The following is a 22,316-nucleotide window of genomic DNA, read 5'->3' on the forward strand; positions in this document are numbered from 1 at the left end:
CCAGTTCCGTGCCACGGCGCGGGCGCTGCCTACAATTCTCGCCATGGAAATCACCCCGATCGAGTTTCGCGGCCAGCCCGCACTGCGCGCCACAGGCCCCGACGAAAGCACCCTCACCGTCGCTTTGCACGGCGCGCAGGTGCTCTCCTGGACGGCGGGCGACGGGGTGGAAAGGCTTTACCTGAGCCCTTCGGCGGTGTTCGACGGGCAGACGGCCATCCGCGGCGGCGTGCCCGTTTGCTGCCCCCAGTTCAACCAGCGCGGCATGTTGCCCAAGCATGGATTCATGCGCAATTTGCCTTGGAAGCACGAGCCGTCGGACGCGCCCCACACGCTGCGGCTGACGCTGCGCGACGCCGAAGCCACCCGCAAGCTCTGGCCGCACGCTTTCGAGGCGCGGCTCGAAGCCACCCTGTCGCGCGGCCAGCTGCGCACGGCGCTCACGCTGGTCAACCTCGACCGAGCGCCCTGGACCTTTGCTGCGGCACTGCACACCTACCTGCGCGTGGACGACATCGCCAATGTGCGGCTGGAAGGCCTGCAGGGTGCCAACCGCTGGGATTCGCTGCGCGACGACCGCCACGTGGAAACCGCGGCGGCGTTGCATTTCGATGCAGAGTTCGACAGCGTGTATGCCGCACCCGCCCAGCCGCTGCGGCTGGTGCAGCCGGGCGGCAAGCTCGAAATCTCGCAAAGCGCGAGCTGCAGCGAAACGGTGGTGTGGAACCCCGGCGCGGTGCTCGGTGCGAAACTCGCCGACATGCCCGCGGACGGCTTCCGCCACATGCTGTGCGTGGAGGCTGCCCGCATCGACGAGCCCGTGCTGCTCGCGCCCGGCGCCCAGTGGCAGGGCTGGCAACAGCTGCGCGTTCTCTGATTCTTTCTCTGCTTCCTTCCTGGTCCACCCCATGCTTGCCAAACGCATCATTCCCTGCCTCGACGTCACCGGCGGCCGCGTCGTCAAGGGCGTCAACTTCCTCGAACTGCGCGACGCGGGCGATCCGGTCGAGATTGCCGCACGCTACAACGCGCAGGGCGCCGACGAGCTCACCTTCCTCGACATCACCGCCACCAGCGACGGCCGCGACCTGATCCTGCCGATCATCGAAGCGGTGGCTTCGCAGGTCTTCATTCCGCTGACCGTGGGCGGCGGCGTACGCACCGTGGCCGACGTGCGCCGGCTGCTCAACGCGGGCGCCGACAAGACCAGCTTCAACTCCGCCGCCATCGCCGACCCGAACGTGATCGACGACGCCTCGCAGAAGTACGGCTCGCAGTGCATCGTGGTCGCCATCGACGCCAAGCGCCGCAGCCCCGAAGAGGCCGCCACGCGCGGCGCGGGTTGGGACGTGTACAGCCACGGCGGGCGCAAGAACACCGGCCTGGATGCCGTCGAATGGGCCACCGAGATGGCGCGCCGCGGCGCCGGCGAGATCCTGCTGACCAGCATGGACCGCGACGGCACCAAGAGCGGCTTCGACCTGGAGCTGACCCGCGCGGTGAGCAATGCCGTCAGCGTGCCGGTGATCGCCTCGGGCGGCGTGGGCAGCCTGGACGACCTGGCCGACGGCATCCAGACCGGCGGCGCCGACGCGGTGCTGGCGGCCAGCATCTTCCACTACGGCGAGCACACGGTGGGCGAAGCCAAGGCCCGCATGGCCGCGCGGGGCATTCCCGTGCGGATCGACCGCTGAGCCAGCGCCCCCGGGGGGCCGTTCGAACGCTCCTCAAGGGTCTTTTTCTATCCCCGACAATACCGCGATGAAATGGCTCGATGAAGTGAAGTGGGACGCGAACGGCCTGGTGCCGGTCATCGCGCAGGAACAGGGCAGCAACGACGTGCTGATGTTCGCCTGGATGAACCGCGAGGCGCTCGAAAAGACCGCCGAGCTGGGCCGTGCGGTGTATTTCAGCCGCTCGCGCAACAAGCTGTGGTTCAAGGGCGAGGAGTCGGGCCATGTGCAGACCGTGCACGAGATCCGGCTGGACTGCGACAACGACGTGGTGCTGCTCAAGGTCACCCAGCTCGGCCACGAGCCCGGCATCGCCTGCCACACCGGTCGCCACAGCTGCTTCTTCAGCAAGTACGACAAGGGCCAGTGGACGGTGGTGGAACCGGTCTTGAAAGACCCGGAATCGATCTACAAATGACGGCCACGGTGAACACCCCCAGCCCCTCCTCGTCCGTCGACGCCCTGGCACGCCTGGCCGCCGTCATCGAGAGCCGCCTGCCTGCGAACGGCGGCGACCCCGAAAAAAGCTACGCCGCCCGGCTGCTGCACAAGGGGCCCGACGCCTTCCTCAAGAAGATCGGCGAGGAAGCCACCGAGGTCGTGATGGCGGCCAAGGACGCCGACCATGGTGGCGACCGCTCGAAAATAGTGAACGAAGTGGCCGACCTGTGGTTCCACACCATGGTGGCGCTGGCGCACTACGGTTTTTCGCCCGCCGACGTCACCGCGGAGCTCGAGCGCCGCGAGGGCACCAGCGGCATCGAGGAAAAGGCGCTGCGCAAGGTGCAGGCCCGCGAAGCTGGCAACGGTTAACGGTTGAAAGGACATCCCTCATGGCCAACGACATCGTGAACGTGGAACCCGACGACTCCCTCAAGACCTGGGGCTGGGTCAGCTACATCCTGCACCTGATCGTGGCCATCGGCGCCGTCGTGCCGGGGGCGCAGGCGTCGGTGCTGCTGCTGCTGATCGCGCTGGTGATCGATTTCGTCAAGCGCGACGACGCCGCAGGCACCTGGCAGGCGTCGCATTTCAGCTGGCGCATCCGCTCGGTGCTGTGGGCCGGGTTGCTCTACATCGTGACCTCGTGGCTCTGGCTGCTCTTCTTCATTCCGGGCTGGATCGCCTGGAGCCTGATTTCGCTGTGGTTCCTGTACCGGATCGTGAAAGGCATGATCCGGATGAACAACAGCCGCCCCATGGAATCCAAAGATGTCATCTGACCCGAACTGCGTCTTCTGCAAGATCGTCGAAGGCAAGATCCCCTCGCGCAAGGTCTACGAAGACGACGACCTGTTCGCCTTTCACGACATCGCGCCGTGGGCGCCGGTGCATTTCATGGTGGTGCCCAAGAAGCACATCGCGTCGATGGCGCAGCTCACGCCCGACGACGCGGCGCTCATGGGCAAGATCATGACCCTGGCGCCCCGGCTGGCGCTGGAGCAGGGCTGCAAGCCCTATCCGGAGGGTGGTTTCCGGGTGGTCGTCAACACCGGCAACGAGGGCGGGCAGGAGGTTCACCATCTCCATGTCCATGTCATGGGCGGTCCCCGGCCATGGCTTCGCGGCTGAGTACGCTTAAGCCAAACTGTCACATTTCGCCCGACTAAAATCGGACACATTCTTAGGAGTTCTCCCATGGGTTCTTTTTCCATCTGGCACTGGCTGATCGTGCTGCTCGTCGTGGTCATGATCTTCGGCACCAAGAAGCTGCGCAACATGGGCTCCGACCTTGGCGGCGCCGTCAAGGGCTTCAAGGACGGCATGAAGGACGGCAGCGCAGACGCGCCCGCCGGCACGTCGGCACCCGCCCAGCAAGTGACCGGCCAGCCGGTCAACGACAAGTCGACCATCGACGTCGAAGCGCGTCAGAAGTCCTGAGCGCGGACCGCACGTGTTCGACCTCGGTATCGAGAAGCTGGCACTGATCGGCGTCGTGGCGCTGATCGTCATCGGTCCGGAGAAGCTGCCGCGCGTGGCACGCACCGTGGGCACCCTGCTCGGCAAGGCGCAGCGCTACGTGAACGACGTCAAGTCCGAAGTCAACCGGTCGATGGAGCTCGACGAGCTCCGCAAGATGAAGACCACCGTGGAGGATGCGGCGCGCGACGTCGAGCACAGCATCCACACCGGTGCGAGCGACTTCGAAAAGCAGTTCAGCGGTTCTTCGGGCGAAACACTCTCGGCGCTGGCCGAACCCGAGCCGCCACCGCCGCCGGAGTACCGGCACCCGCGCAAGAACTGGCGCTTGAAGCAGGGCGCCACACCGCAGTGGTACAAGTCGCGCAACGGCGTGCGCACCAAAGCGCTGTCGGGTGCGGCGCGGGTCGCCCGCTTCCGCCCCCACACGATCAACAAGATCAACTAGCGCACCCCCACCACCGCGTTCCCCGAGCGCCGCACGCCGGCCGACGTCACGCTATCTTCTTTTCCAATGGCCGATTCCGACAACAAGAACAACGACAAAGAAGACGAGCTGGCGGGCACCGAACAGCCGTTCGTGGCTCACCTGGTCGAGCTTCGCGACCGCCTGCTCTATTGCGTCTACGGCCTGGTCATCGCGGGCATCCTGCTGTCCATCTGGCCGGGCCCCGGCGGGCTGATCGACATCATCGCGATGCCGATCAAGGCGCACATGCCGCACGACGCCAAGCTGATCGCCATCGGCGTGTTCTCGCCGTTCTTCGTGCCGCTGAAGGTGCTGATGATGGCCGCCGTGCTGCTGGCACTGCCCTGGCTCATGTACCAGGCGTGGATGTTCGTGGCGCCGGGGCTCTACAGCCATGAGCGCAAGTTCGCGCTGCCGCTGATCTTCTTCGGCAGCCTGCTGGCCTACGGCGGCATCGCCTTCGTGCAGCTGTTCGTGCTGGACAAGATGTTCAGCTTCATCCAGCGCTTTGCGCCAGCCGCTGTGCAGGCGACGCCCGACATTTCCTCGTACGTCGAGGCCATCCTGTCGCTGTACATCGCCTTCGGCGTGGCCTTCCAGGTGCCGATCGTGGTGATGCTGCTGGTGCGCTTCGAAATGGTGACCATCGAGAAGCTGAAGTCCTTCCGCGGCTACTTCATCGTGGTCGCGTTCGTCGTGGCCGCCGTGCTCACGCCGCCCGACGTGGTGTCGCAGCTGGCGCTGGCGGTGCCGATGTGCCTGCTGTACGAGGTGGGCATCATCGGTGCCAAGTACTTCGCCAGCTCCGGCAAGAAACCGGAAGAAGAGGAAGGCGCCGACTCGGCGTCCAGCTGAGTTCCGGCGCGCAAAGCCCGAGGGCGGGCCTTATTCGGGCTGGTTGGGCACCTGCTTGACGGGGCTCTTCGGTCGCAGCCCCGGCGTCACATCCAGCTCCATCTTGTCGCTGCCGCGCTGCAACGCGAACCGTGAGCTGCTGCCGGGCTTCAGGCCCGCCACCGCGGTCAGCAGCGCCTGCACGCTGTCCGTCTTCTTCTCGCCCACCGCGATGATCACGTCGCCGGGGCGAATGCCGGCCTTGGCGGCCGGGCCGTTCTGCAGCACGCCGGTGATGATCACTCCCGTATCCGCCTTCACGCCGAAGGTCTCGGCCAGTTCGGGCGACAGTTCGTTCGGCTCCACGCCGATCCAGCCGCGGCGCACCTGGCCTTCCTTGACGATTCCCTCGAGCACGATCTTGGCCATCGACACCGGAATGGCGAAGCCGATGCCCATGCTGCCGCCCGAGCGCGAATAGATCGCGGTGTTGATGCCCTGCAGGTTGCCGTTGACGTCGATCAGCGCGCCGCCCGAGTTGCCGGGGTTGATGGCCGCGTCGGTCTGGATGAAGTTCTCGAAGTTGTTGATGCCGAGCTGGTTGCGCCCCAGCGCCGAGACGATGCCGCTGGTCACGGTCTGGCCCACGCCGAAGGGGTTGCCGATGGCCAGCACCTGGTCGCCCACCTGCAGCGCGTCGGAGTCGCCCAGCACGATCACGGGCAGCTTGTCGAGCTCGATCTTCAACACGGCCAGGTCGGTGTCGGGGTCGGTGCCGATCACCTTGCCGCGCGCGTGGCGGCTGTCGTTCAGCGTCACCTCGATCTCGTCGGCGCCCTCGACCACGTGGTTGTTGGTGAGGATGTAGCCGTCGGGGCTGACGATCACGCCGCTGCCCAGGCCCATCTGGGGCTGGTCGTCCTGGTCACCGAAGAAGAAGCGGAACCAGGGGTCGTTGCTGCGCGGATGGCGCTGAGCGGCCTTGCTGGTGTTGATGCTCACCACCGCGGGCGAGGCCTTCTTGGCCGGCACGCTCAGGCTGCCGGGGGCCGGGATGGCCGCGCCGCCCGCCGGCGCCTCCACGATGGACACCACGCCGCCCAGCGATGTCGAGCGCTTGTTGATCCACTCGGGCTTGAGCGTCGCAACGACGAAGTAGGCCGCCAGCAGGACGGTCACGGCTTGGGCAAAGAGCAGCCAGGTGCGTTTCATGAAAGATTGGAGAGAAAGACGGTGGAAGGCTGCCTGGAGATGCAGCAATGTTGTCAATTGTCCACCAATCGCATGGGACAGAGACCGCGCTGTCCGGTCGAGATTCGGACGGCCCGCGTGCGGAAATAAGGGTTAACACTTAGCATCTCCCGTCGGCTCGAACCGGGCCGCTCTTTCAGGCCTCCTGCGGCGCCCATCCGGCGAACGCGGCCAGGCATTTCGTCCACGCGCCATTGTTCCGTTTCTCATCCGCTCCACGGGCGGGCGCGCGGCCACGACCTCCCTGCCAGCCATGACTTCACAAGCAACCCTCCCGGACGGCGCCCAGCCGCAACCGGCCCGCACGCTCGGCGCGAGCGACTACAAGACCCTGGCCCTGTCCGCCCTCGGCGGCACGCTGGAGTTCTACGACTTCGTCATCTACGTGTTCTTTGCCACCGTGCTGGGCGCGCTGTTCTTCCCGGTGGACATGCCCGACTGGCTGCGCCAGCTGCAGACCTTCGGCATCTTCGCGGCCGGCTACCTGGCGCGCCCGGTGGGCGGCATCGTCATCGCGCATTTCGGCGACGTGTTCGGGCGCAAGCGCATGTTCACGCTGTCGATCTTCCTGATGGCGGCGCCCACGCTGGTCATCGGCCTGCTGCCCACCTACGCGAGCATCGGTATCGCGGCGCCGTTGCTGCTGCTGGCCATGCGCGTGCTTCAGGGCGCGGCCATCGGCGGCGAAATGCCCGGCGCCTGGGTGTTCGTGGGCGAGCACGTGCCCGCACGGCGCTACGGCTTCGGCATCGGCATGCTGACCTCGGGCATCACCGGCGGCATCCTGCTGGGCTCGCTGATTGCCGTGGCCATCAACCGCCACTACGCGCCGGAGCAGGTGAGCGACTTTGCCTGGCGCATTCCGTTCATCCTGGGCGGCGTGTTCGGGCTGGTGTCGGTCTACCTGCGCCGCTTTCTGCATGAAACGCCGGTGTTCAAGGAGCTGGCCAGCCGCCGCACCGTGGCGCGCGAGCTGCCGTTGCGCACCGTGCTGCGCGAACACCGCCTGGCCTGCGTGTATGTCGCGCTGCTGACCTGGGTGCTTTCGGCCGCCATCGTGGTGGTGGTGCTGTACACGCCCACCTACCTGCAGAAGGTGCACCACATTCCCGCCGCGTTGGCGCTGGAGGCCAACGCGCTGGCCACGCTGACCCTCACGCTGGGCTGCATGCTGACCGGCTGGGCCAGCGACCGCCTCGGCACGCGCGCGGTGATGCTGGTCGGCTGGGGCGGCCTGTTCGCCACGGCGTACCTGTTCTACAGCGGACTGCCCGGCACGCCGGCCACGCTGTTCTGGCACTACGGCCTGGTGGGCCTGTTCGTGGGCACCATCGCCACGGTGCCGATCGCCGGTGTGCGCGCCTTTCCGGCGCCGGTGCGCTTCACGGGGCTTTCGTTCGCCTACAACATGTCGTACGCGGTGTTCGGCGGGCTGACGCCGGTGATCCTCACGCTCTGGCTGCAGCACGACACGATGGCGCCCGCGCACTACGTGGCGGTGCTTGCGGGCCTGGGCTTCCTGCTGGCGTTCCTGCCGCTGGCCGCGCGCGGCCATGCCATGCGCGACGGCACGGCGGGCGAGGGCGGCGCGACAATGGCGCGATGAGCACCACCCGCCACGAACTGCTTCACGCATTCGACCTTCTGCTGGCCCCCGGCCGCTTCAAGGACTACGGACCCAACGGCCTGCAGGTCGAGGGCCGCACCGTGGTCCGCAAGATCGTCTCGGGCGTCACCGCCAGCCGCGCGCTGATCGAGGCCGCGATCCACGCCGAGGCCGATGCCATCTTTGTTCACCATGGCCTGTTCTGGCGCGGCCAGGACGGCTGCGTCACCGGCTGGATGAAGCAGCGCCTGGGCTTGCTGCTGGGCGCCGACGTCAATCTGTTCGCCTACCACCTGCCGCTGGACGCGCACTCGGAGCTCGGCAACAACGCACAGCTGGGGCTGCAGCTGGGGCTCGTGGCGCATGCCGGCGCCGGCGGGCGCTTCGGCGAACAGGAGCTCGGCTTTCTCGGCGCGCAGGAACGCGGCGCCGGCTTCGCCGATGCCCGAACGCTCGCCGTGCATGTCGAATCGGTGCTGAAAAGGCCGGTAACGCTGGTGGATACTGCGCATCGCGCTATTAAAAACATAGCGTGGTGCACAGGCGGCGCGCAGGGCTACTTCGAGGCCGCCATCGCAGCGGGCGCGGATGCCTTCATCACCGGCGAGATCTCCGAGCCGCAGGCCCATTACGCGCGCGAGATGGGCGTCGCCTACCTGGCCTGCGGGCACCACGCCACGGAGCGCTACGGCGCGCAGGCGGTGGCCGCGCACGTGGCGACGCAGCTCGGCCTGGTGCACGAATTCATCGACATCGACAACCCCGCATGAACGACGCCATCGCCATCACCCTGGGGGACCCGGCGGGCATCGGCCCCGAGATCATCGTCAAGGCCTTCCGCGACGCGCCGGAGGCCGCCCGCGGCGCCTTCGTCGCGGGCGACGTGGGCACCGTGCGCCAGGCCTCGCAGGCGCTGGCCGCGCCGGGGCACCCGGCCTGGCCGGTGCTGGAGATCGAATCGGTCGCCGAGGCCGCCACCGTGCCGCCGCGCTGCATTCCCGTGCTGCAGGTGATCGCTGCGCCGTCGCACATCGCCCAGGGCCGCATCAGCGCCGAGGCCGGCCGCGTGGCGGGCGAATGCGTGGTGTGGGCCGCGCGGGCCGCGCTGCGCGGCGAAATCGGCGCCATCGTCACCGCGCCGCTGCACAAGGAGGCGCTGTCGGCCGCCGGCTTTCCGTACCCCGGCCACACCGAGCTGCTGCAAGCCGAGGCGGCCGCCCACCTGGGGCGCACCGTGGCCGAGGTGCCGGTGCGCATGATGCTGGCCAACGACGAGCTGCGCACCGTGCTCGTGAGCATCCACATGTCGCTGCGCAACGCCATCGACGCGGTGCGCTTCGATGGCGTGCTCGACACGCTGCGCATCACGCACCGGGCGCTGACCCATGCGCTGGGCCGCGCGCCGCGCATCGGCGTGGCAGGCCTGAACCCGCATGCGGGGGAGGGCGGCCTGTTCGGCTTGGAAGAGCGCGAGATCGTTGCGCCGGCCATCGAGGCCGCGCGCGCCGAAGGCATCGACGCCCGCGGGCCCTACGCGCCCGACACGGTCTTCATGCGCGCGCGCGCCAAGGCGGGTATGCCGGCCAGCGGCGAGTTCGATGTGGTGGTGGCGATGTACCACGACCAGGGCCTGATCCCGGTCAAGTACCTGGGCGTGGAGAAGGGCGTGAACGTGACGCTGGGCCTGCCGCTGGTGCGCACCAGCCCCGATCACGGCACCGCGTTCGACATTGCGGGAACGGGGCGGGCCGATGCGGCCAGCCTTGTCGAGGCGCTGCGCATGGCCAGGGTGCTCAAGGGCGGCTGAGCGGCGCCCGGTTTACTTGACGAAGGAACGGCGCCTGAGCGGCACCCGACTTGCCTGAAGGGAAGGTCCCTGAGCGGCACCCGGCTTGCTTGAAGGGAAGGTGCCTGAGCGGCACCCGGCTTGCTTGAAGGGAAGGTGCCTGAGCGGCACCTTCGTGCTCAAGGGCGTTGCTTGAGGCTGTCGCGAATCTCGCGCAGCAGCACCACGTCTTCGGGCGTGGCGGGTGCCGGCACCGGTGCCGGCTCGTCGTTGCGCTTCATGCGGTTGATCTGCTTGACCATCATGAAGATGATGAAAGCCAGGATCACGAAGTTGACCGCGATGGTGATGAAGTTGCCATACGCCAGCACCGGCACGCCGGCCTTCTTCAGGTCTGCCAGCGTGTGCGCCACACCGGGCGGTGCGGTGCCCAGCACCACGAAGAGGTTCGAGAAATCGAGCTTGCCGAACACCAGGCCGGCGATCGGCATGATGATGTCGGCCACGAGTGAGTCGACGATCTTGCCGAATGCGGCCCCGATGATCACGCCCACTGCGAGGTCGATCACATTGCCCTTGACGGCAAATTCCTTGAATTCACTGAGGATGCTCATGATTCAAATGGCTGCTTGAGCTTTGCTTGTTGAGGGAGACGCTAGTATGCCTGCGGAACCCTCGCACGCATGCGCGTCTCCCAGTGGGGTTTGCCTCTTCCGCCCTCGTTCTCCGCCCGGCTCCTGACCTCACCCATGCACAGTTTCTGGCAGGCCTTCACCTGGTTCGGTGACAGCGGCTTCTTGCTGCCCACGGCGCTGCTTGTTGCGCTCTGGCTTTTCGCGGACACCGGCTCGCGGATGGCCGCTGCGCAATGGGTGCTGCTGTTTGGTGCCTGCGGCCTTGTCGTCATGGTGTCGAAGATTGCCTTCATGGGATGGGGCATTGGCAGCGCCACCCTCAACTTCACCGGCTTCAGTGGCCATACCGCGCTGGCGACCAGCGTGTGGCCGGTGTTGCTGTGGGCGACCGCGTCGCGCTTTTCCGCGCGCGTGCGCCTCATGGCCGCGGCCTTCGGGTGGTGCCTGGCCATGGCCATCGGCGTGTCGCGGCTGGCGCTCGAAGCGCACTCGAACTCCGAAGTCGTGGCTGGCGCATTGCTGGGCACGCTCGCGAGCGCGGTGTTCCTGACGCTGCAGCGGCACGCGCCTGCGCGGCCGTGGGGCGCGCGCTGGATGCTGCTTGGCGTGGCAGCGCTCATGGCCGTTCTCATGCATGGCCGCGCGGCGCCGACCCAGGGGGCGCTCGAGATCATCGCCGCCAGGCTCGCCAATCTGGAGCGACCTTTCACCCGGGCCGACCTCCTGCGAAGAAGTTGATTGAGTGCTACGTAACGTGCTCCGCCACATGCTTCGTAACAGTGACGCGAAATAGCGTCCACCTACCGCTTTCCGCAGGCCCGGATTTCACCGATTGCTTCGGTATTCCCCAATGAAATCAATGTGATCGGCCTGAAGACGGGGTCCACGCATCCAACTGTTTCCGGGCGGGCATCGTTCCTGCAACGTCTGATACGAAAGTGAACATTTCCCGGAGTTGTCGCCATGAGTCTTGTATTCCAGCCCTCTTCTTCGTTGCCGATGCTGGCGCCCGGAGCGCCCGAGGCCTCCTACGGCGCCGCCTTCCACGGCGTGCTGGTCGTGGAGCAGGACCTCGCCATGGGCGGGCGCATGCGGCGCATCGTGAGCGGGCTCGCGCCGGGTCGCCGCGTGGTGATTGCGTCCACGCGCGCCGAGGCCTGCAACCTGTTGGCGGCGCTGCCTTACGACCTGGTGCTGATAGACATGCGCCTGCCCGACCGCGACGCCGTGGCGCTCATCAAGCACGTTCGCCAGACCTACCCGTGGATCGAAAGTGTTGCGATGTCGGCCGCCGACGACCACGAACTGGTCGACGCCGCCATTGCCGCGGGGGCGGTGGGGTACCTGCTGACCGAGGCGGACGATGCCGAACTGGCCTTCCTGCTGAGATCGATCGAGCGCGGCGGCGCGCCGATGGACTCGCGCGTGGCGCGCCGCCTGCTGAGCATGATCGCAGCGTCGTCCAGGCCGCAGGGCATCGCGCCGGTCATGACGCGGCCTTCGATGCCGTCGGCGTCTCCCGCCCAAGCCCGTCCGGCGCCCAGCCCGCTGTCGCCGCGTGAACTCAAGGTGCTGCGGCTCATTGCGCAGGGCTGGAGCAATCGCGAGATTGCCGAGGCGGTCTTTCTCTCGGTCAACACGGTCGAGTTCCACGCCAAGAGCATCTATCGCAAGCTCTCCGTGAAGTCGCGGACCCAGGCGGTCCACGAGGCGACGCAGCACGGTCTCCTGAACTGAGAGCCCGTGCGGGGCCGTGCCGCCCCGTCACGCGGGCGGCACGGCCGCTCCTTCGATGGCGCGCAGCGCAAGCCCGCGCGGCGCCCCCGCGCGCCGCTTCAGCGGGTTTTCCGCCTGTTGAAACTCCTTGAAGCGCCCCGCTACAATCCTTGGTTGACCTTGCTACGGTTAAGGTTGGCCCTGCTCCAGCGAAGAAGACAAGAGGATCCCCATGAGTGACATGACCTCCGGCTCGCCCCGGACCGACACCAGCAAGCGGACGTGGTTGATCGCATCCGGATGTGCCGGCGTAGCAGGTGGCGTGGCCACCGCCATCCCCTTTGTGAGCACTTTCCAGCCGTCCGAAAAGGCCAAGGCTGCGGGTGCCGCGGTCGAGGTCGATATCAGCGGCCTCAAGGTCGGCGAGAAGATCACCGTCGAATGGCGCGGCAAGCCGGTCTGGATCCTCAAGCGCACGCCGGCGCAACTCGCCGAACTTCCCAAGCTGGACGGCCAGCTCGCAGACCCGCTCTCCAAGCGTCACCCCGACGAATTCACCCCCAAGTACGCGCAGAACGAGCACCGCTCGATCAAGCCCGACGTGCTGGTCGTGGTCGGCATCTGCACCCACCTGGGCTGCTCGCCCACCGACCGTTTCCAGGCCGGCCCGCAGCCCTCGCTGCCCGCCGACTGGGAAGGCGGCTTCCTCTGCCCTTGCCACGGTTCCACGTTCGACCTGGCCGGCCGGGTCTTCAAGAACAAGCCCGCGCCCGACAACCTGCCGGTGCCGCCGCACATGTACCTGTCGGAAACCAAGCTCCTGATCGGTGAAGATTCCAAGAAGGCCTGAGGCAGAAGAACGACATGGCTGAATTCCACGACATCTCCCCCAATGCGCCCGCGGGCGCGAAGCTGCTCAACTGGGTCGACAACCGGTTCCCGCTGAGCAAACTCTGGAACGACCAGTGGGGCAAGTACTACGCACCGAAGAACTTCAACTTCTGGTACATCTTCGGCTCGCTGGCCATGCTGGTGCTGGTGATCCAGATCGTCACCGGCATCTTCCTGGTGATGCACTACAAGCCCGACGCGACCCAGGCGTTCGCATCGGTCGAGTACATCATGCGCGACGTGCCGTGGGGCTGGCTCATCCGCTACATCCATTCGACGGGCGCCTCGGCGTTCTTCATCGTGGTGTACCTGCACATGTTCCGCGGCCTCATGTACGGCAGCTACCGCAAGCCGCGCGAGCTGATCTGGGTGTTCGGCTGCGCGATCTTCCTGTGCCTGATGGCCGAAGCCTTCATGGGCTACCTGCTGCCGTGGGGGCAAATGAGCTACTGGGGCGCCCAGGTCATCGTGAACCTGTTCGCCGCCATTCCGTTCATCGGCCCCGACCTGGCCCTGCTGATCCGCGGCGACTACGTGGTGAGCGACGCCACGCTGAACCGCTTCTTCAGCTTCCACGTGATCGCCGTGCCGCTGGTGCTGCTCGGCCTCGTGGTGGCCCACCTGATCGCGCTGCACGAAGTGGGTTCGAACAACCCCGACGGCATCGAGATCAAGGCCAACCGCGGGCCCGACGGCCATCCGGTCGACGGCATCCCGTCGCATCCGTACTACACGGTGCACGACATCTTCGGCGTGGTGGTGTTCCTCACGATCTTCTCGGCGGTGATCTTCTTCGCCCCTGAAGCCGGCGGGTACTTCCTGGAATACAACAACTTCATTCCGGCCGACTCGTTGAAGACGCCGAACCACATCGCCCCGGTCTGGTACTTCACGCCGTTCTATTCGATGCTGCGCGCGACCACCGACGACATGGTCAACGTGTTCGCGCTGATCATCGGCGCGGCCGCCATCTGGAACTTCGTCAAGGGCAAGTCGGGCACGGGCCTGAAGATCGCGGCCCTGGTCGTGGCGGCCGTGGTCATCTTCCTGCTGAAGACCTTCGACGCCAAGTTCTGGGGCGTGCTCGTGATGGGCGGCTCGGTCATCATCCTGTTCTTCCTGCCGTGGCTCGACCACAGCGAAGTCAAGTCGATCCGCTACCGCCCGAGCTGGCACAAGTACGTGTACGGCGTGTTCGTGTTCTTCTTCCTGATCCTGGGCTATCTGGGCATCCAGCCGCCGGGCGTCTGGGGCAACCTGGTCATCGGTTCCTTTGCCCTCGACATCGCACAGACCATTTCGCAGATCGGCACGCTCTTCTACTTCGGCTTCTTCCTGCTGATGCCGTGGTGGAGCCGCAAGGGCGATTTCAAGCCCGTGCCCGAGCGCGTGGTCTTTGCCGCGCATTGAGACAAGCCGCCCCCAAGAGCTGAGAGAACACACGATGAAGAAAAGCATTTCCGGCTGGCTCGCGGTCCTGGGTCTGGCACTGGGCCTGACCTTTTCCGCGGCGGCGTCCGCCGAGTCCGAGGGCATTGCCTGGGACAAGGCGCCCAACAAGACCAACGACGTGGCATCGCTGCAGAACGGCGCCAAGCTGTTCGTCAACTACTGCCTGAACTGCCACTCGGCCGCGTTCATGCGCTACAACCGCCTGCAGGACATCGGCATCACCGAGCAGCAGATCAAGGACAACCTTCTGTTCACGACCGACAAGGTTGGCGAAACCATGAAGGCCAACATCGACGCGCGCCAAGCCAAGGAGTGGTTCGGCACCACGCCACCCGACCTGACGCTGGTCGCCCGCTCGCGCGCCGGCCACGGCGGCACGGGTGCCGATTACCTCTACACGTATCTGCGCACGTACTATCGCGACGACACCAAAGCCACCGGCTGGAACAATCTCGTGTTCCCGAGCGTCGCCATGCCGAACCCCCTGTGGGAACTGCAAGGCGAACGCCGACCGGTCTACACCAAGGTCGAACAGCACGGCCACGAAACCGAAGTGTTCAAGGGCTGGGAGCAAGTCACTCCCGGCACCCTGACATCCGTGCAATACGACAATGCCGTCGGCGACCTGGTGAGCTACCTGCAATGGATGGCCGAACCGGCACAGAACACCCGCATTCGTATCGGCGTGTGGGTGCTGCTGTTCCTGGCCATGTCGGTGGTTTTTGTGTGGCGACTGAACGCCTCGTACTGGAAAGACGTCAAGTAGTTCCGTCCACGCCGACCGGGCGCCCGCTGGGGGCAACCGGTCCCACAGAGTGGGTTGCCAACGCGACCCACTCTTTTTGATTTTTAGGAGTCTCTCGCCATGATGGTCTTGTATTCAGGAACGACCTGCCCCTTTTCCCACCGTTGCCGTTTCGTGTTGTTCGAAAAGGGCATGGACTTCGAGATTCGCGACGTCGATCTCTACAACAAGCCCGAAGACATCAGCGTGATGAATCCGTACGGCCAGGTGCCGATCCTGGTCGAGCGCGACCTGATCCTGTACGAGTCGAACATCATCAACGAGTACATCGACGAGCGCTTCCCGCATCCGCAACTGATGCCCGGCGACCCGGTCGACCGCGCCCGCGTGCGCCTGTTCCTGCTCAATTTCGAGAAGGAGCTGTTCGTGCACGTCGCCATGCTCGAGAACCGCACCACCAAGGGCAACGAGAAGGCGATCGAGAAGGCCCGTTCGCACATCCGCGACCGCCTCACGCAGCTGGCCCCCGTGTTCCTCAAGAACAAGTACATGCTGGGCGACAACTTCTCGATGCTCGACGTGGCCATTGCGCCGCTGCTCTGGCGCCTGGACTACTACGGCATCGACCTCAGCAAGAACGCTGCGCCGCTGCTGAAGTACGCCGAGCGCATCTTTTCGCGCCCCGCCTACATCGAGGCACTGACCCCGTCCGAAAAGGTCATGCGCAAGTAAGTAAGCTCCGTGCCTGCTTTCACTGTTCTTCGCCGTCTTTCATGATCAACGCGCTCGAGTCGTCTTCCACCCGCCCGTACCTCATCCGGGCGTTGTATGAATGGTGCACGGACAACGGGTTCACGCCCTATGTCGCCGTGCAGGTCGACGACACCGTCCAGGTGCCGCGCGAGTACGTGAAGAACGGCGAAATCGTGCTCAACATCAGCTTCGACGCGACCAGTTCGCTCAAGCTGGGCAACGATTTCATCGAGTTCAAGGCCCGTTTCGCGGGCTCGGCGCGAGAAATCAGCGTGCCGGTGGGGCGCGTGATTGCGATCTACGCGCGCGAGAACGGACAGGGCATGGCGTTTCCTGCGCCTGTGCCCTCCGTTCCCGCGGACCTGCAGGGCGGCGACGCCCCGGCGGCCGTGCCGTCGCCGCAGGGCCCGGCGCGCATGCCCTTGCGTGACGCTTCGCGCGGCACCGAAGGCGACGCTGGCAAGGTCGTCCACCTGGTGACGGGCGAGGACGGCGACGAACCCGTCGTCGATACCGGTGCAGGCACCGACCCGGTCGACGAGCCGCCACGCCCGCCGGTCAACGGCGGCTCGCGGCCGTCGCTCAAGCGCGTCAAGTAGGTGTGTGCAGGGCGGGCGGCCGTGCCGGCCAACGCCACTAGAATCACGCACTGGAATTTCAGCCGCTTTAGCTCAATTGGTAGAGCACCCGCCTTGTAAGCGGAAGGTCGTCAGTTCGATTCCGACAAGCGGCACCATGCAAAGAACCCCCAAGTCAGCCATGGCTTGGGGGTTTTTTCATGCCGATGCCTCTGTGGCTGCGGACTGCGCCACGCCCTGCATCAGCAGCCCCAGCATCGCCAGTTGCGCCACCAGCGCCGGCCGCTGTGCCGAGCGCAGGTTTTCCAGAACCGTGCCCAGCAGCGCCGCGCCTCGGCCGAGCCCGGCCTGCTTCAGGCGCAGCACCTGTGCCTCGGCACGCGACAGCGCATTGCCGCCCTGATGCCGAAGGCCCTGGCGCAGCCACAACGCCAGCAGCGCGAGCGTGTCGTTCGCGAGCGCGTTCAGCGCGGGCGCCTCGTCGACTTCGCTGTGCAGGCCCAGCGGCTGCGGCGCCACCGTCTCGACCTGCAGCACCACGGCGCGTTGTGCGGTCAGAAGGCTCAGCGGCTGCATGACCGCCACGCCGCCTTGCAGGTGCACCGTGCCCGCCACGGCGCGCAGCGCGCCATGGTCGCCGGCGAGGGTGCGGGCCAGCGCATCGACCGCGCCCGGCGCCACCGCGCGATGCGGCAGCGCCAGATGCAGCAGTTCTTCGGCGGGAACCGCCACGGGTTCGCCTGCCTCGTCCACCAGCGCCTGTGCCTGCGCCAGCGCCGCATGCAGCACCTGCGCGGCCGCATCCCAGTGGCACGACACCACCTCCATGCGATCGAAGGCCACCACGTGCAGCTGCCCGGAGGCCCCGGCGGACGCACCGCTCGCCGCCTGCCTGGGCCGGACGAAATCGGGCGGCGCCTCGCGCAGGTGCGCCACCAGCGCGGCCACGCTGCCTTGCCGCAGCGGCGCGACGAGGTCGTTCCACGACGTGGGCGAGAGCGGCAGCACGCCCGTCTGCCGCGCGCCGGCCGTGATGTCGACCAGCCCGTTGGCGCGCCGCGTCGCGGTCTTGGTGATGACCTGCCCGCTCGCGAGCTGCCGCAGCGGAAAGCCTGCCACGCGCCGGTTCATCAGCGCCTGCGCCGCGCCGCCGGCCGCCGCGTCGGCCGCGCGCGTCCACTGGCGCTCCAGCACCGTCACGTTCTGCGTGTCGGGGTCGGCAAAGAGAATGCTCGCGCCTTCCGCCGTGTCGTCGGACCAGAGCTCGGCGCCGAGCGACACCAGCCGCAGGTGGTCGAGCGCCACCTCGCCCTTCACGCCGACGCCGAGGATCTGGCTCGCCAGCAGGGCCGGCCGCGCGGTGCCCGGCTGTTCCGCATGCGCCGCCGCCTGCAGCCGCGCCCACAGCTCGGCCAGCACGCGCACCAGGCGCAGCGGCTCGAAGCGGCTGCTGCGTGCCTGCTGCGCCTGCAGCAGCTGCCACAGCTCGTCGAGCGCGTCGTCGACCCAGTTCCAGCCCAGCGCGCGGGCCTGTTCGCGCACGGCCTCGAAGCGTGCCGCGAGCGCCATCAGCGGCTGGCCCGAGCCGTCGAGCCAGAGCGAGAGCAGCAGGGCGTCGATATGGGCGCGCAGCGTGCGCGCAGCGTCGCCCTGCATCAGCGGCTGCTGTGCGCCGGCCGTTGCGTCCGCATCCGCCGACGTGGGCGGGCGGACTTCGACCATCGCTTCCGCGGCGCCCGGCGTCAGCGCGCCGGCCTGGCGGAACGCCCACACCGCGACCACCACGTGCGCGCAGCCGCTGCCCTGCTTGCAGTCGCAGCGCGCATGCACGAGCGAGCTGCGCGAGAAGAAGCGCACGCTGCACATCGGCAGCCGCGCCACCGGCGGCGCACTCGCGCTGCGCCACGCCTGCACGCCGACCACCGGGCGCGCGGCGGCCAGCTTGTTCGCCTGTTCGAGCACGGACGGCGCAAAGCTCGCGGCCAGCGCGGCATCGTCGAACTGCGCGGGGTTCCAGGCGCCGTCGGGCTCGGCGGGCGCATCGTCCGCGGCCGCAGGTGCCTGCGCTTTCGAAGACGCCGCCAGTGCCTGGTACGCCAGCACCAGCATCACGCGGTGCCTGCACATGCCGCTGGCCGGGCAACTGCACTGCGCATCGCGCAGGGTGCGCCCCGGCGGCAGGCTGGTGCGCACGCCGTCGTCGAAATGCGCCTGCACCACGCCGTCCACACCGGCCTCCAGCCGCGGCAGCAAGCCGGCGGCCACGTCCTTCTGCGCACGCTTCACGAAGCCCGCGTTGGCCAGTGCCGTGAGCGCCTCGGGCGTCAGCTCCAGCAGGTCGGTGCGCCATGCGATGTCGTTGCTCATCCCTGCACCTTCTCTGCGAGCCAGCCGGCCAGTTGCCCCGGCGTCATCGCGCCGATCTGCGCGCCTTCGCGCACCAGCCGCGCGGCCATCTCGCGGTCGTAGTTGGGTTCGGCCTGTGCATCGAGCGCGGCCAGGCCCAGCACCTTGGCGCCGGACTCCACCAGCGCCTTCACGCGCCGCACCAGCTCGTGGGGGCTGCCGCCTTCGTAGAAGTCGCTCACCAGCACCACGATGCTGCGGGCCGGATTGGCGACGAGCGACTGCGCATAGCCCACCGCCTTCGCGATGTCGGTGCCGCCGCCCAGCTGCACCTTCATGAGCAGCTCGACCGGGTCGGACACGTCGGCCGTCAGGTCGACCACCGCCGTGTCGAAGGCCACCAGCCGCGTGCGCATGCCGGGCAGCTGCCACAGGCAGGCCGCCATCACCGCGCTGTGGATCACCGAGTCGACCATCGAGCCGCTCTGGTCGATCAGCAGGATGATGTCCCACGGCTCGGCATGCCGCTTCGTGCGGCTGATGAACACCGGCCGCTCCACGTAGAGCTTGCGGCGCTCGGGGTCGTAGCGGTGCAGGTTGGCCGCCAGCGTCTGCTTGAAGTCGAAGTTGCGCGCCACCTTCATGCGCGAGCGGCGGCGCCGGTCGCGGCTGCCGCTGAAGGCCTGGCGCACTTCGGTGGCGAGCTTCTCCATGATGCGGCGCACCACCTCGGCCACCAGCTTGCGCGCGGCGGCCAGCACCTCGGGGTTCATCAGGTGCTTGGTGTGCAGCACGGCGCGCAGCAGCGACTCCGACGGCTCGATGCGCTCCAGCACCTCGAGGTTGGTCACCACCTCGTCGATGCCGTAGCGCTCCACCGCGTCCTGCTCCAGCCGCTCGATCACTTCCTTCGGAAAGAGCGTGTGGATGGTGTTGATCCAGTCCGGCGTGCTGAGCGCCGAGGGGCCCAGGCCGGCGCTGCGTTCGCCGCGGCTCGCGCGGTCGCTGTCGCGGCCGTAGAGCCAGTCGAGCGCGGCGTCGGCCGCCTTCGCTTCGGCGCTCAGGCCGCCGCAGGCCGACTCGGCGGGGTCGCCCAGCAGCAGGCGCCAGCGTTGCAGCGGGTCGGGAATGTCCAGGCTCATGGGTGAAGCGTTCCTTGCGTATCGTCGAGCGTCACGCCCCAGGCGGCGAGGCGCGCGAGCACGGCGTCTTCCACGCGGCGCGCCTCGGCCAGCTGCGCGGGCGCGGCCTCGCCGGCGCGGTGCGCCGTGAGCGTGCGGCGCGACAGGTGCGCGGCGTCGTGCAGCGCCAGCACCTGGTCGGCCAGCAGTCCGCGCTCCTGCGGCGGCAGCCAGGCGAAGGCGGCGCGCAGGCTGGGCATGGCGCGCACGAAGTCGGCGTTGTCCAGTGCCTGCACGGTGCGGTCCATGCCGGCGATGAAGGCGGGCTCGGACGCCAGCGTCTCGCGCGCCAGCGCCAGCAGCCCGGTGAGCGCATCGCCGAGCACGGGGGCGGGCAGCGAGTGCAGCAGCAGCATCGCCTCGTCCACGCCGTCTTCATGCGCTTGTGCATGCGGCAAGCGACCGGCCAGGCTCAGCGTGGCGCCCAGCGCCGCGCCGCGGCTCACGGGCGCGGCGCCGGCGTCGGCGGCCTTGCGCTGCCACACGGCGAGCGCGCGGGCGGGCTCCACGTCGAGCAGCGAGGGCACGTGCATGTCGTGTGCGCCGTGGGCGTTGTCCTGCGCATAGGCCAGCACGTCGGCCACGATCTGGCGAAGCGCCAGGTGGCCTTCCAGGTGCGGCTGCATGTCGGCCGGCGCCACGGCGGCGGGCGGCTCCAGCAGCCACAGCGCGCGATCGAAGCCCGCGCCGATCACCACGCGCAGCACCGGCGCGTCGGCCATGCCCAGCGTCTGGCCGTGGCGCAGCAGCGTGTGCAGCACCGACAGGGCGGGCCCCAGCGCCTCGAAGCGCGCTTCGTTGGCAATGGCGCCCTGCAGCTCGCGCAGCAACGCATCGCTGAGCGCCGACAGGCCCGCCCATGCGGCCTGGTTGAGGCCGTCGGCCAGCGGGGCGATCTGGCCTTGTGCCTGCCGCAGGTCGTCTTCCAGCCGGGCGCGCGCGGCGTCGTGCAGGCTTGCGCCCCAGGCGCCGGCCTCGATCAGCGCGGCCTGCTGTTCCAGCGGTTCGCCGAGCGACCAGAGTTCGGTGCGCTCGCCCGACATCGCGAGCTTCGGCCCCTGCGTGCGCCGCACGCCAGGCAGCCGCAGGATCGACAGCCGGTGCAGCACGCGGCTCTTCGCACGGTCGGCCTCGCCCAGCAAATCGAGCTTGAGCTGCCCGCGCAGCACGATGCCGTGCGCCGCCAGCTCGGCCTGCACCGCGGCCACCAGCGGCGGCTGCGGCGTGCCCGGCGCGAGGCGCCCGACGGTGTCGCCGGCCAGCACGTCCATCGCCTGCACCAGCACGGGATCGGTGCCGGGGCGCATGGCGCCGCGGTAGGTCCAGGGCAACGGGGCGTCGAGCGCGTCTTTCACCAGTGCGCCGGCCAGCGCGTCGAGCCAGTCGGAACGCAGCGGCTTCTCGTGCCCGCGCAGCCGCGCGAGCCCCTGCGCGCGCAGATGCACGGCCATCAGGTCGGCGGTGGAGGCGGGGAGCTTCTTCTCGCGCAGGCGCTGCATCACGTGCTGCAGCGCGCGGTGCGCCGCGCCTTCGGGGCCCAGCTCCCACACCCACTGGTAGTAGGCCGGGGAGGGCATGCCCGAGGCATAGCCGGCGAAGGCGTCCAGGCGCTTGAAGGTGTAGGGCACGAGGTAGGACCCGAAGCGCAGCGGGGCTTGCGCATCGCGCGTGCCGGCGCCTTCTTCGTCTTCTTCGTCTGGCTCGGTGGATTCGTGCGAAGGCTCAGGCGTGGCGGGCAACTCGGCGGGCATGCCCGGCCACAGCCGCGCGAGCGCGGGCGCGTGGTAGCCGCCGCACACCACCAGCGCCTGCGCGCGGCCGGGCTCGGCCGGTTGCGCCATCGCCCAGGCGATCCAGCGCGCCATCATCTGTTCGCGCGCCTGGTTGCCCTGCGAGCCGGCGTCGTCGCCGCGCAGATGATCGAAGTAGGTGCCAAGGCGCTGCGCCAGTTCGGCCGCCTCGCAGCCGTCCTCGAACAGGTGGTCCCACAGCGCGTCGCGGCCCTGCACGGAAAGTTTCTCGGTCAGCGCGCGCTCGTAGGCTTCGGCGCGTTCCTCATGTGCATGGTCGGCCACGTCGGCATAGCGGTTCTCCATGTGCGAGAAGGCGCCGTGCCACGCGGGCAGGTCGATGAAGCGCACGGCCGCGCCCACCTCGCGCGCCACCACCAGCGCCTGCCACTCGGGCGAATGCTCGGCAAAGGGCGACCACGAGCCGTGGTGCCGGGCGTCGCCCGACAGGTAGCTGTAGATCGCCACCGGCAAGCGGTGCGGCAGGTACAGCTCGTCGAGCCGCTCGTTGAAATCGGCCGGGCCTTCGATCAGCACGAACGCCGGGCGCAGCGTGCGGATGCGCTCGGCCACCAGCCGCGCGCAGGCCGGACTGTGATGGCGCACGCCGACGATGTGGGGCTGTGTCAT

General features: G+C 68.0%; 24 protein-coding genes and 1 tRNA gene. 20 read left to right on the forward strand and 5 right to left on the reverse strand.

Going from position 1 to position 22,316, the window contains the following annotated elements; genetic code table 11:
* Positions 1 to 43 precede the first annotated feature (43 nt).
* The 9 genes from AC1DJH_RS21270 to tatC all read left to right on the forward strand — a co-directional run bounded on the left by AC1DJH_RS21270 (position 44) and on the right by tatC (position 4,977).
* Positions 44 to 877 (forward strand): D-hexose-6-phosphate mutarotase, encoded by an 834-nt coding sequence (locus tag AC1DJH_RS21270; RefSeq protein WP_478187057.1) that lies wholly within the window; start codon positions 44 to 46, stop codon positions 875 to 877.
* Between the two features lie 31 nt (positions 878 to 908).
* Positions 909 to 1,694, forward strand: coding sequence for an imidazole glycerol phosphate synthase subunit HisF (gene hisF, locus AC1DJH_RS21275; RefSeq protein WP_435482811.1), 786 nt, complete (start codon positions 909 to 911; stop codon positions 1,692 to 1,694).
* Positions 1,695 to 1,761: 67 nt separating this feature from the next.
* Entirely contained in the window at positions 1,762 to 2,151 is a 390-nt protein-coding gene (gene hisI / locus AC1DJH_RS21280; protein WP_435441364.1) for a phosphoribosyl-AMP cyclohydrolase, read from the forward strand.
* Positions 2,148 to 2,546 (forward strand): phosphoribosyl-ATP diphosphatase, encoded by a 399-nt coding sequence (locus AC1DJH_RS21285; protein ID WP_435482812.1) that lies wholly within the window; start codon positions 2,148 to 2,150, stop codon positions 2,544 to 2,546. Before hisI ends, AC1DJH_RS21285 begins: the two co-directional genes overlap by 4 nt.
* Positions 2,547 to 2,566: 20 nt before the next feature.
* Positions 2,567 to 2,956: a DUF4870 family protein gene (locus AC1DJH_RS21290; protein WP_478187058.1), complete on the forward strand. Its 390-nt coding sequence runs from the start codon at positions 2,567 to 2,569 to the stop codon at positions 2,954 to 2,956.
* On the forward strand, positions 2,946 to 3,305 hold the full coding sequence (locus tag AC1DJH_RS21295) for a histidine triad nucleotide-binding protein (RefSeq protein ID WP_472117086.1): 360 nt from the start codon (positions 2,946 to 2,948) through the stop codon (positions 3,303 to 3,305). The genes AC1DJH_RS21290 and AC1DJH_RS21295 overlap by 11 nt, the downstream gene beginning before the upstream one ends.
* A 66-nt stretch (positions 3,306 to 3,371) precedes the next feature.
* A complete protein-coding gene (tatA, locus tag AC1DJH_RS21300; protein ID WP_116912174.1) occupies positions 3,372 to 3,614 on the forward strand; it encodes a Sec-independent protein translocase subunit TatA in 243 nt (80 codons plus the stop codon).
* A gap of 13 nt (positions 3,615 to 3,627) precedes the next feature.
* On the forward strand, positions 3,628 to 4,101 hold the full coding sequence (tatB, locus tag AC1DJH_RS21305; protein ID WP_472117084.1) for a Sec-independent protein translocase protein TatB: 474 nt from the start codon (positions 3,628 to 3,630) through the stop codon (positions 4,099 to 4,101).
* A gap of 66 nt (positions 4,102 to 4,167) precedes the next feature.
* Entirely contained in the window at positions 4,168 to 4,977 is an 810-nt protein-coding gene (tatC, locus tag AC1DJH_RS21310; RefSeq protein ID WP_472117080.1) for a twin-arginine translocase subunit TatC, read from the forward strand.
* 30 nt (positions 4,978 to 5,007) lie between these two features.
* On the opposite strand, the gene AC1DJH_RS21315 is transcribed toward tatC, so the two are convergent.
* Positions 5,008 to 6,168: a trypsin-like peptidase domain-containing protein gene (locus AC1DJH_RS21315; protein ID WP_472117079.1), complete on the reverse strand. Its 1,161-nt coding sequence runs from the start codon at positions 6,166 to 6,168 to the stop codon at positions 5,008 to 5,010.
* Positions 6,169 to 6,460: 292 nt separating this feature from the next.
* Between AC1DJH_RS21315 and AC1DJH_RS21320 the strand changes: the two genes are divergently transcribed.
* From AC1DJH_RS21320 to pdxA, 3 genes are read left to right on the forward strand one after another with little or no spacing between them, the layout of a single operon-like run.
* Complete coding sequence (locus AC1DJH_RS21320; RefSeq protein ID WP_478187059.1) at positions 6,461 to 7,813, forward strand: MFS transporter; 1,353 nt, start codon at positions 6,461 to 6,463, stop codon at positions 7,811 to 7,813.
* Positions 7,810 to 8,583 carry a Nif3-like dinuclear metal center hexameric protein gene (locus AC1DJH_RS21325; protein ID WP_478187060.1) on the forward strand — a complete coding sequence of 258 codons (774 nt, stop codon included), beginning with the start codon at positions 7,810 to 7,812 and terminating at the stop codon, positions 8,581 to 8,583. The genes AC1DJH_RS21320 and AC1DJH_RS21325 overlap by 4 nt, the downstream gene beginning before the upstream one ends.
* A complete protein-coding gene (gene pdxA, locus AC1DJH_RS21330; RefSeq protein WP_478187061.1) occupies positions 8,580 to 9,620 on the forward strand; it encodes a 4-hydroxythreonine-4-phosphate dehydrogenase PdxA in 1,041 nt (346 codons plus the stop codon). The genes AC1DJH_RS21325 and pdxA overlap by 4 nt, the downstream gene beginning before the upstream one ends.
* A gap of 158 nt (positions 9,621 to 9,778) precedes the next feature.
* Here the strand turns inward: pdxA and mscL are convergent, their stop codons facing one another.
* Positions 9,779 to 10,213 carry a large conductance mechanosensitive channel protein MscL gene (gene mscL, locus AC1DJH_RS21335; RefSeq protein ID WP_435482819.1) on the reverse strand — a complete coding sequence of 145 codons (435 nt, stop codon included), beginning with the start codon at positions 10,211 to 10,213 and terminating at the stop codon, positions 9,779 to 9,781.
* 69 nt (positions 10,214 to 10,282) lie between these two features.
* Here mscL and AC1DJH_RS21340 point away from each other — a divergent pair, with 69 nt between their 5' ends.
* The 8 genes from AC1DJH_RS21340 to AC1DJH_RS21375 all read left to right on the forward strand — a co-directional run bounded on the left by AC1DJH_RS21340 (position 10,283) and on the right by AC1DJH_RS21375 (position 16,527).
* A complete protein-coding gene (locus tag AC1DJH_RS21340; protein ID WP_478187062.1) occupies positions 10,283 to 10,972 on the forward strand; it encodes a phosphatase PAP2 family protein in 690 nt (229 codons plus the stop codon).
* 225 nt (positions 10,973 to 11,197) lie between these two features.
* Positions 11,198 to 11,971, forward strand: a complete 774-nt coding sequence (locus AC1DJH_RS21345; RefSeq protein WP_478187063.1) for a LuxR C-terminal-related transcriptional regulator — start codon at positions 11,198 to 11,200, stop codon at positions 11,969 to 11,971.
* Between the two features lie 211 nt (positions 11,972 to 12,182).
* Positions 12,183 to 12,800, forward strand: a complete 618-nt coding sequence (petA, locus tag AC1DJH_RS21350) for a ubiquinol-cytochrome c reductase iron-sulfur subunit (protein ID WP_472117063.1) — start codon at positions 12,183 to 12,185, stop codon at positions 12,798 to 12,800.
* A 14-nt stretch (positions 12,801 to 12,814) separates the two neighbouring features.
* On the forward strand, positions 12,815 to 14,251 hold the full coding sequence (locus AC1DJH_RS21355) for a cytochrome b (RefSeq protein ID WP_435441796.1): 1,437 nt from the start codon (positions 12,815 to 12,817) through the stop codon (positions 14,249 to 14,251).
* 34 nt (positions 14,252 to 14,285) lie between these two features.
* Positions 14,286 to 15,059, forward strand: coding sequence for a cytochrome c1 (locus AC1DJH_RS21360; RefSeq protein WP_435482838.1), 774 nt, complete (start codon positions 14,286 to 14,288; stop codon positions 15,057 to 15,059).
* 99 nt (positions 15,060 to 15,158) lie between these two features.
* A complete protein-coding gene (locus AC1DJH_RS21365; RefSeq protein WP_435444840.1) occupies positions 15,159 to 15,770 on the forward strand; it encodes a glutathione S-transferase N-terminal domain-containing protein in 612 nt (203 codons plus the stop codon).
* 41 nt (positions 15,771 to 15,811) lie between these two features.
* Positions 15,812 to 16,390 (forward strand): ClpXP protease specificity-enhancing factor, encoded by a 579-nt coding sequence (locus AC1DJH_RS21370; RefSeq protein WP_478187064.1) that lies wholly within the window; start codon positions 15,812 to 15,814, stop codon positions 16,388 to 16,390.
* Between the two features lie 61 nt (positions 16,391 to 16,451).
* Positions 16,452 to 16,527, forward strand: a tRNA-Thr gene (locus tag AC1DJH_RS21375).
* Positions 16,528 to 16,567: 40 nt separating this feature from the next.
* Here AC1DJH_RS21375 and AC1DJH_RS21380 read toward each other — a convergent pair.
* The 3 genes from AC1DJH_RS21380 to AC1DJH_RS21390 are packed head-to-tail and all read right to left on the reverse strand — an operon-like array spanning position 16,568 to position 22,316.
* Positions 16,568 to 18,736, reverse strand: coding sequence for an SWIM zinc finger family protein (locus AC1DJH_RS21380; RefSeq protein ID WP_478187065.1), 2,169 nt, complete (start codon positions 18,734 to 18,736; stop codon positions 16,568 to 16,570).
* Positions 18,733 to 19,857, reverse strand: coding sequence for a VWA domain-containing protein (locus tag AC1DJH_RS21385; RefSeq protein ID WP_478187066.1), 1,125 nt, complete (start codon positions 19,855 to 19,857; stop codon positions 18,733 to 18,735). Before AC1DJH_RS21385 ends, AC1DJH_RS21380 begins: the two co-directional genes overlap by 4 nt.
* Entirely contained in the window at positions 19,854 to 22,316 is a 2,463-nt protein-coding gene (locus AC1DJH_RS21390) for a DUF5682 family protein (protein ID WP_478187067.1), read from the reverse strand. Before AC1DJH_RS21390 ends, AC1DJH_RS21385 begins: the two co-directional genes overlap by 4 nt.

This window comes from Variovorax sp. 10N412, assembly GCF_056394985.1.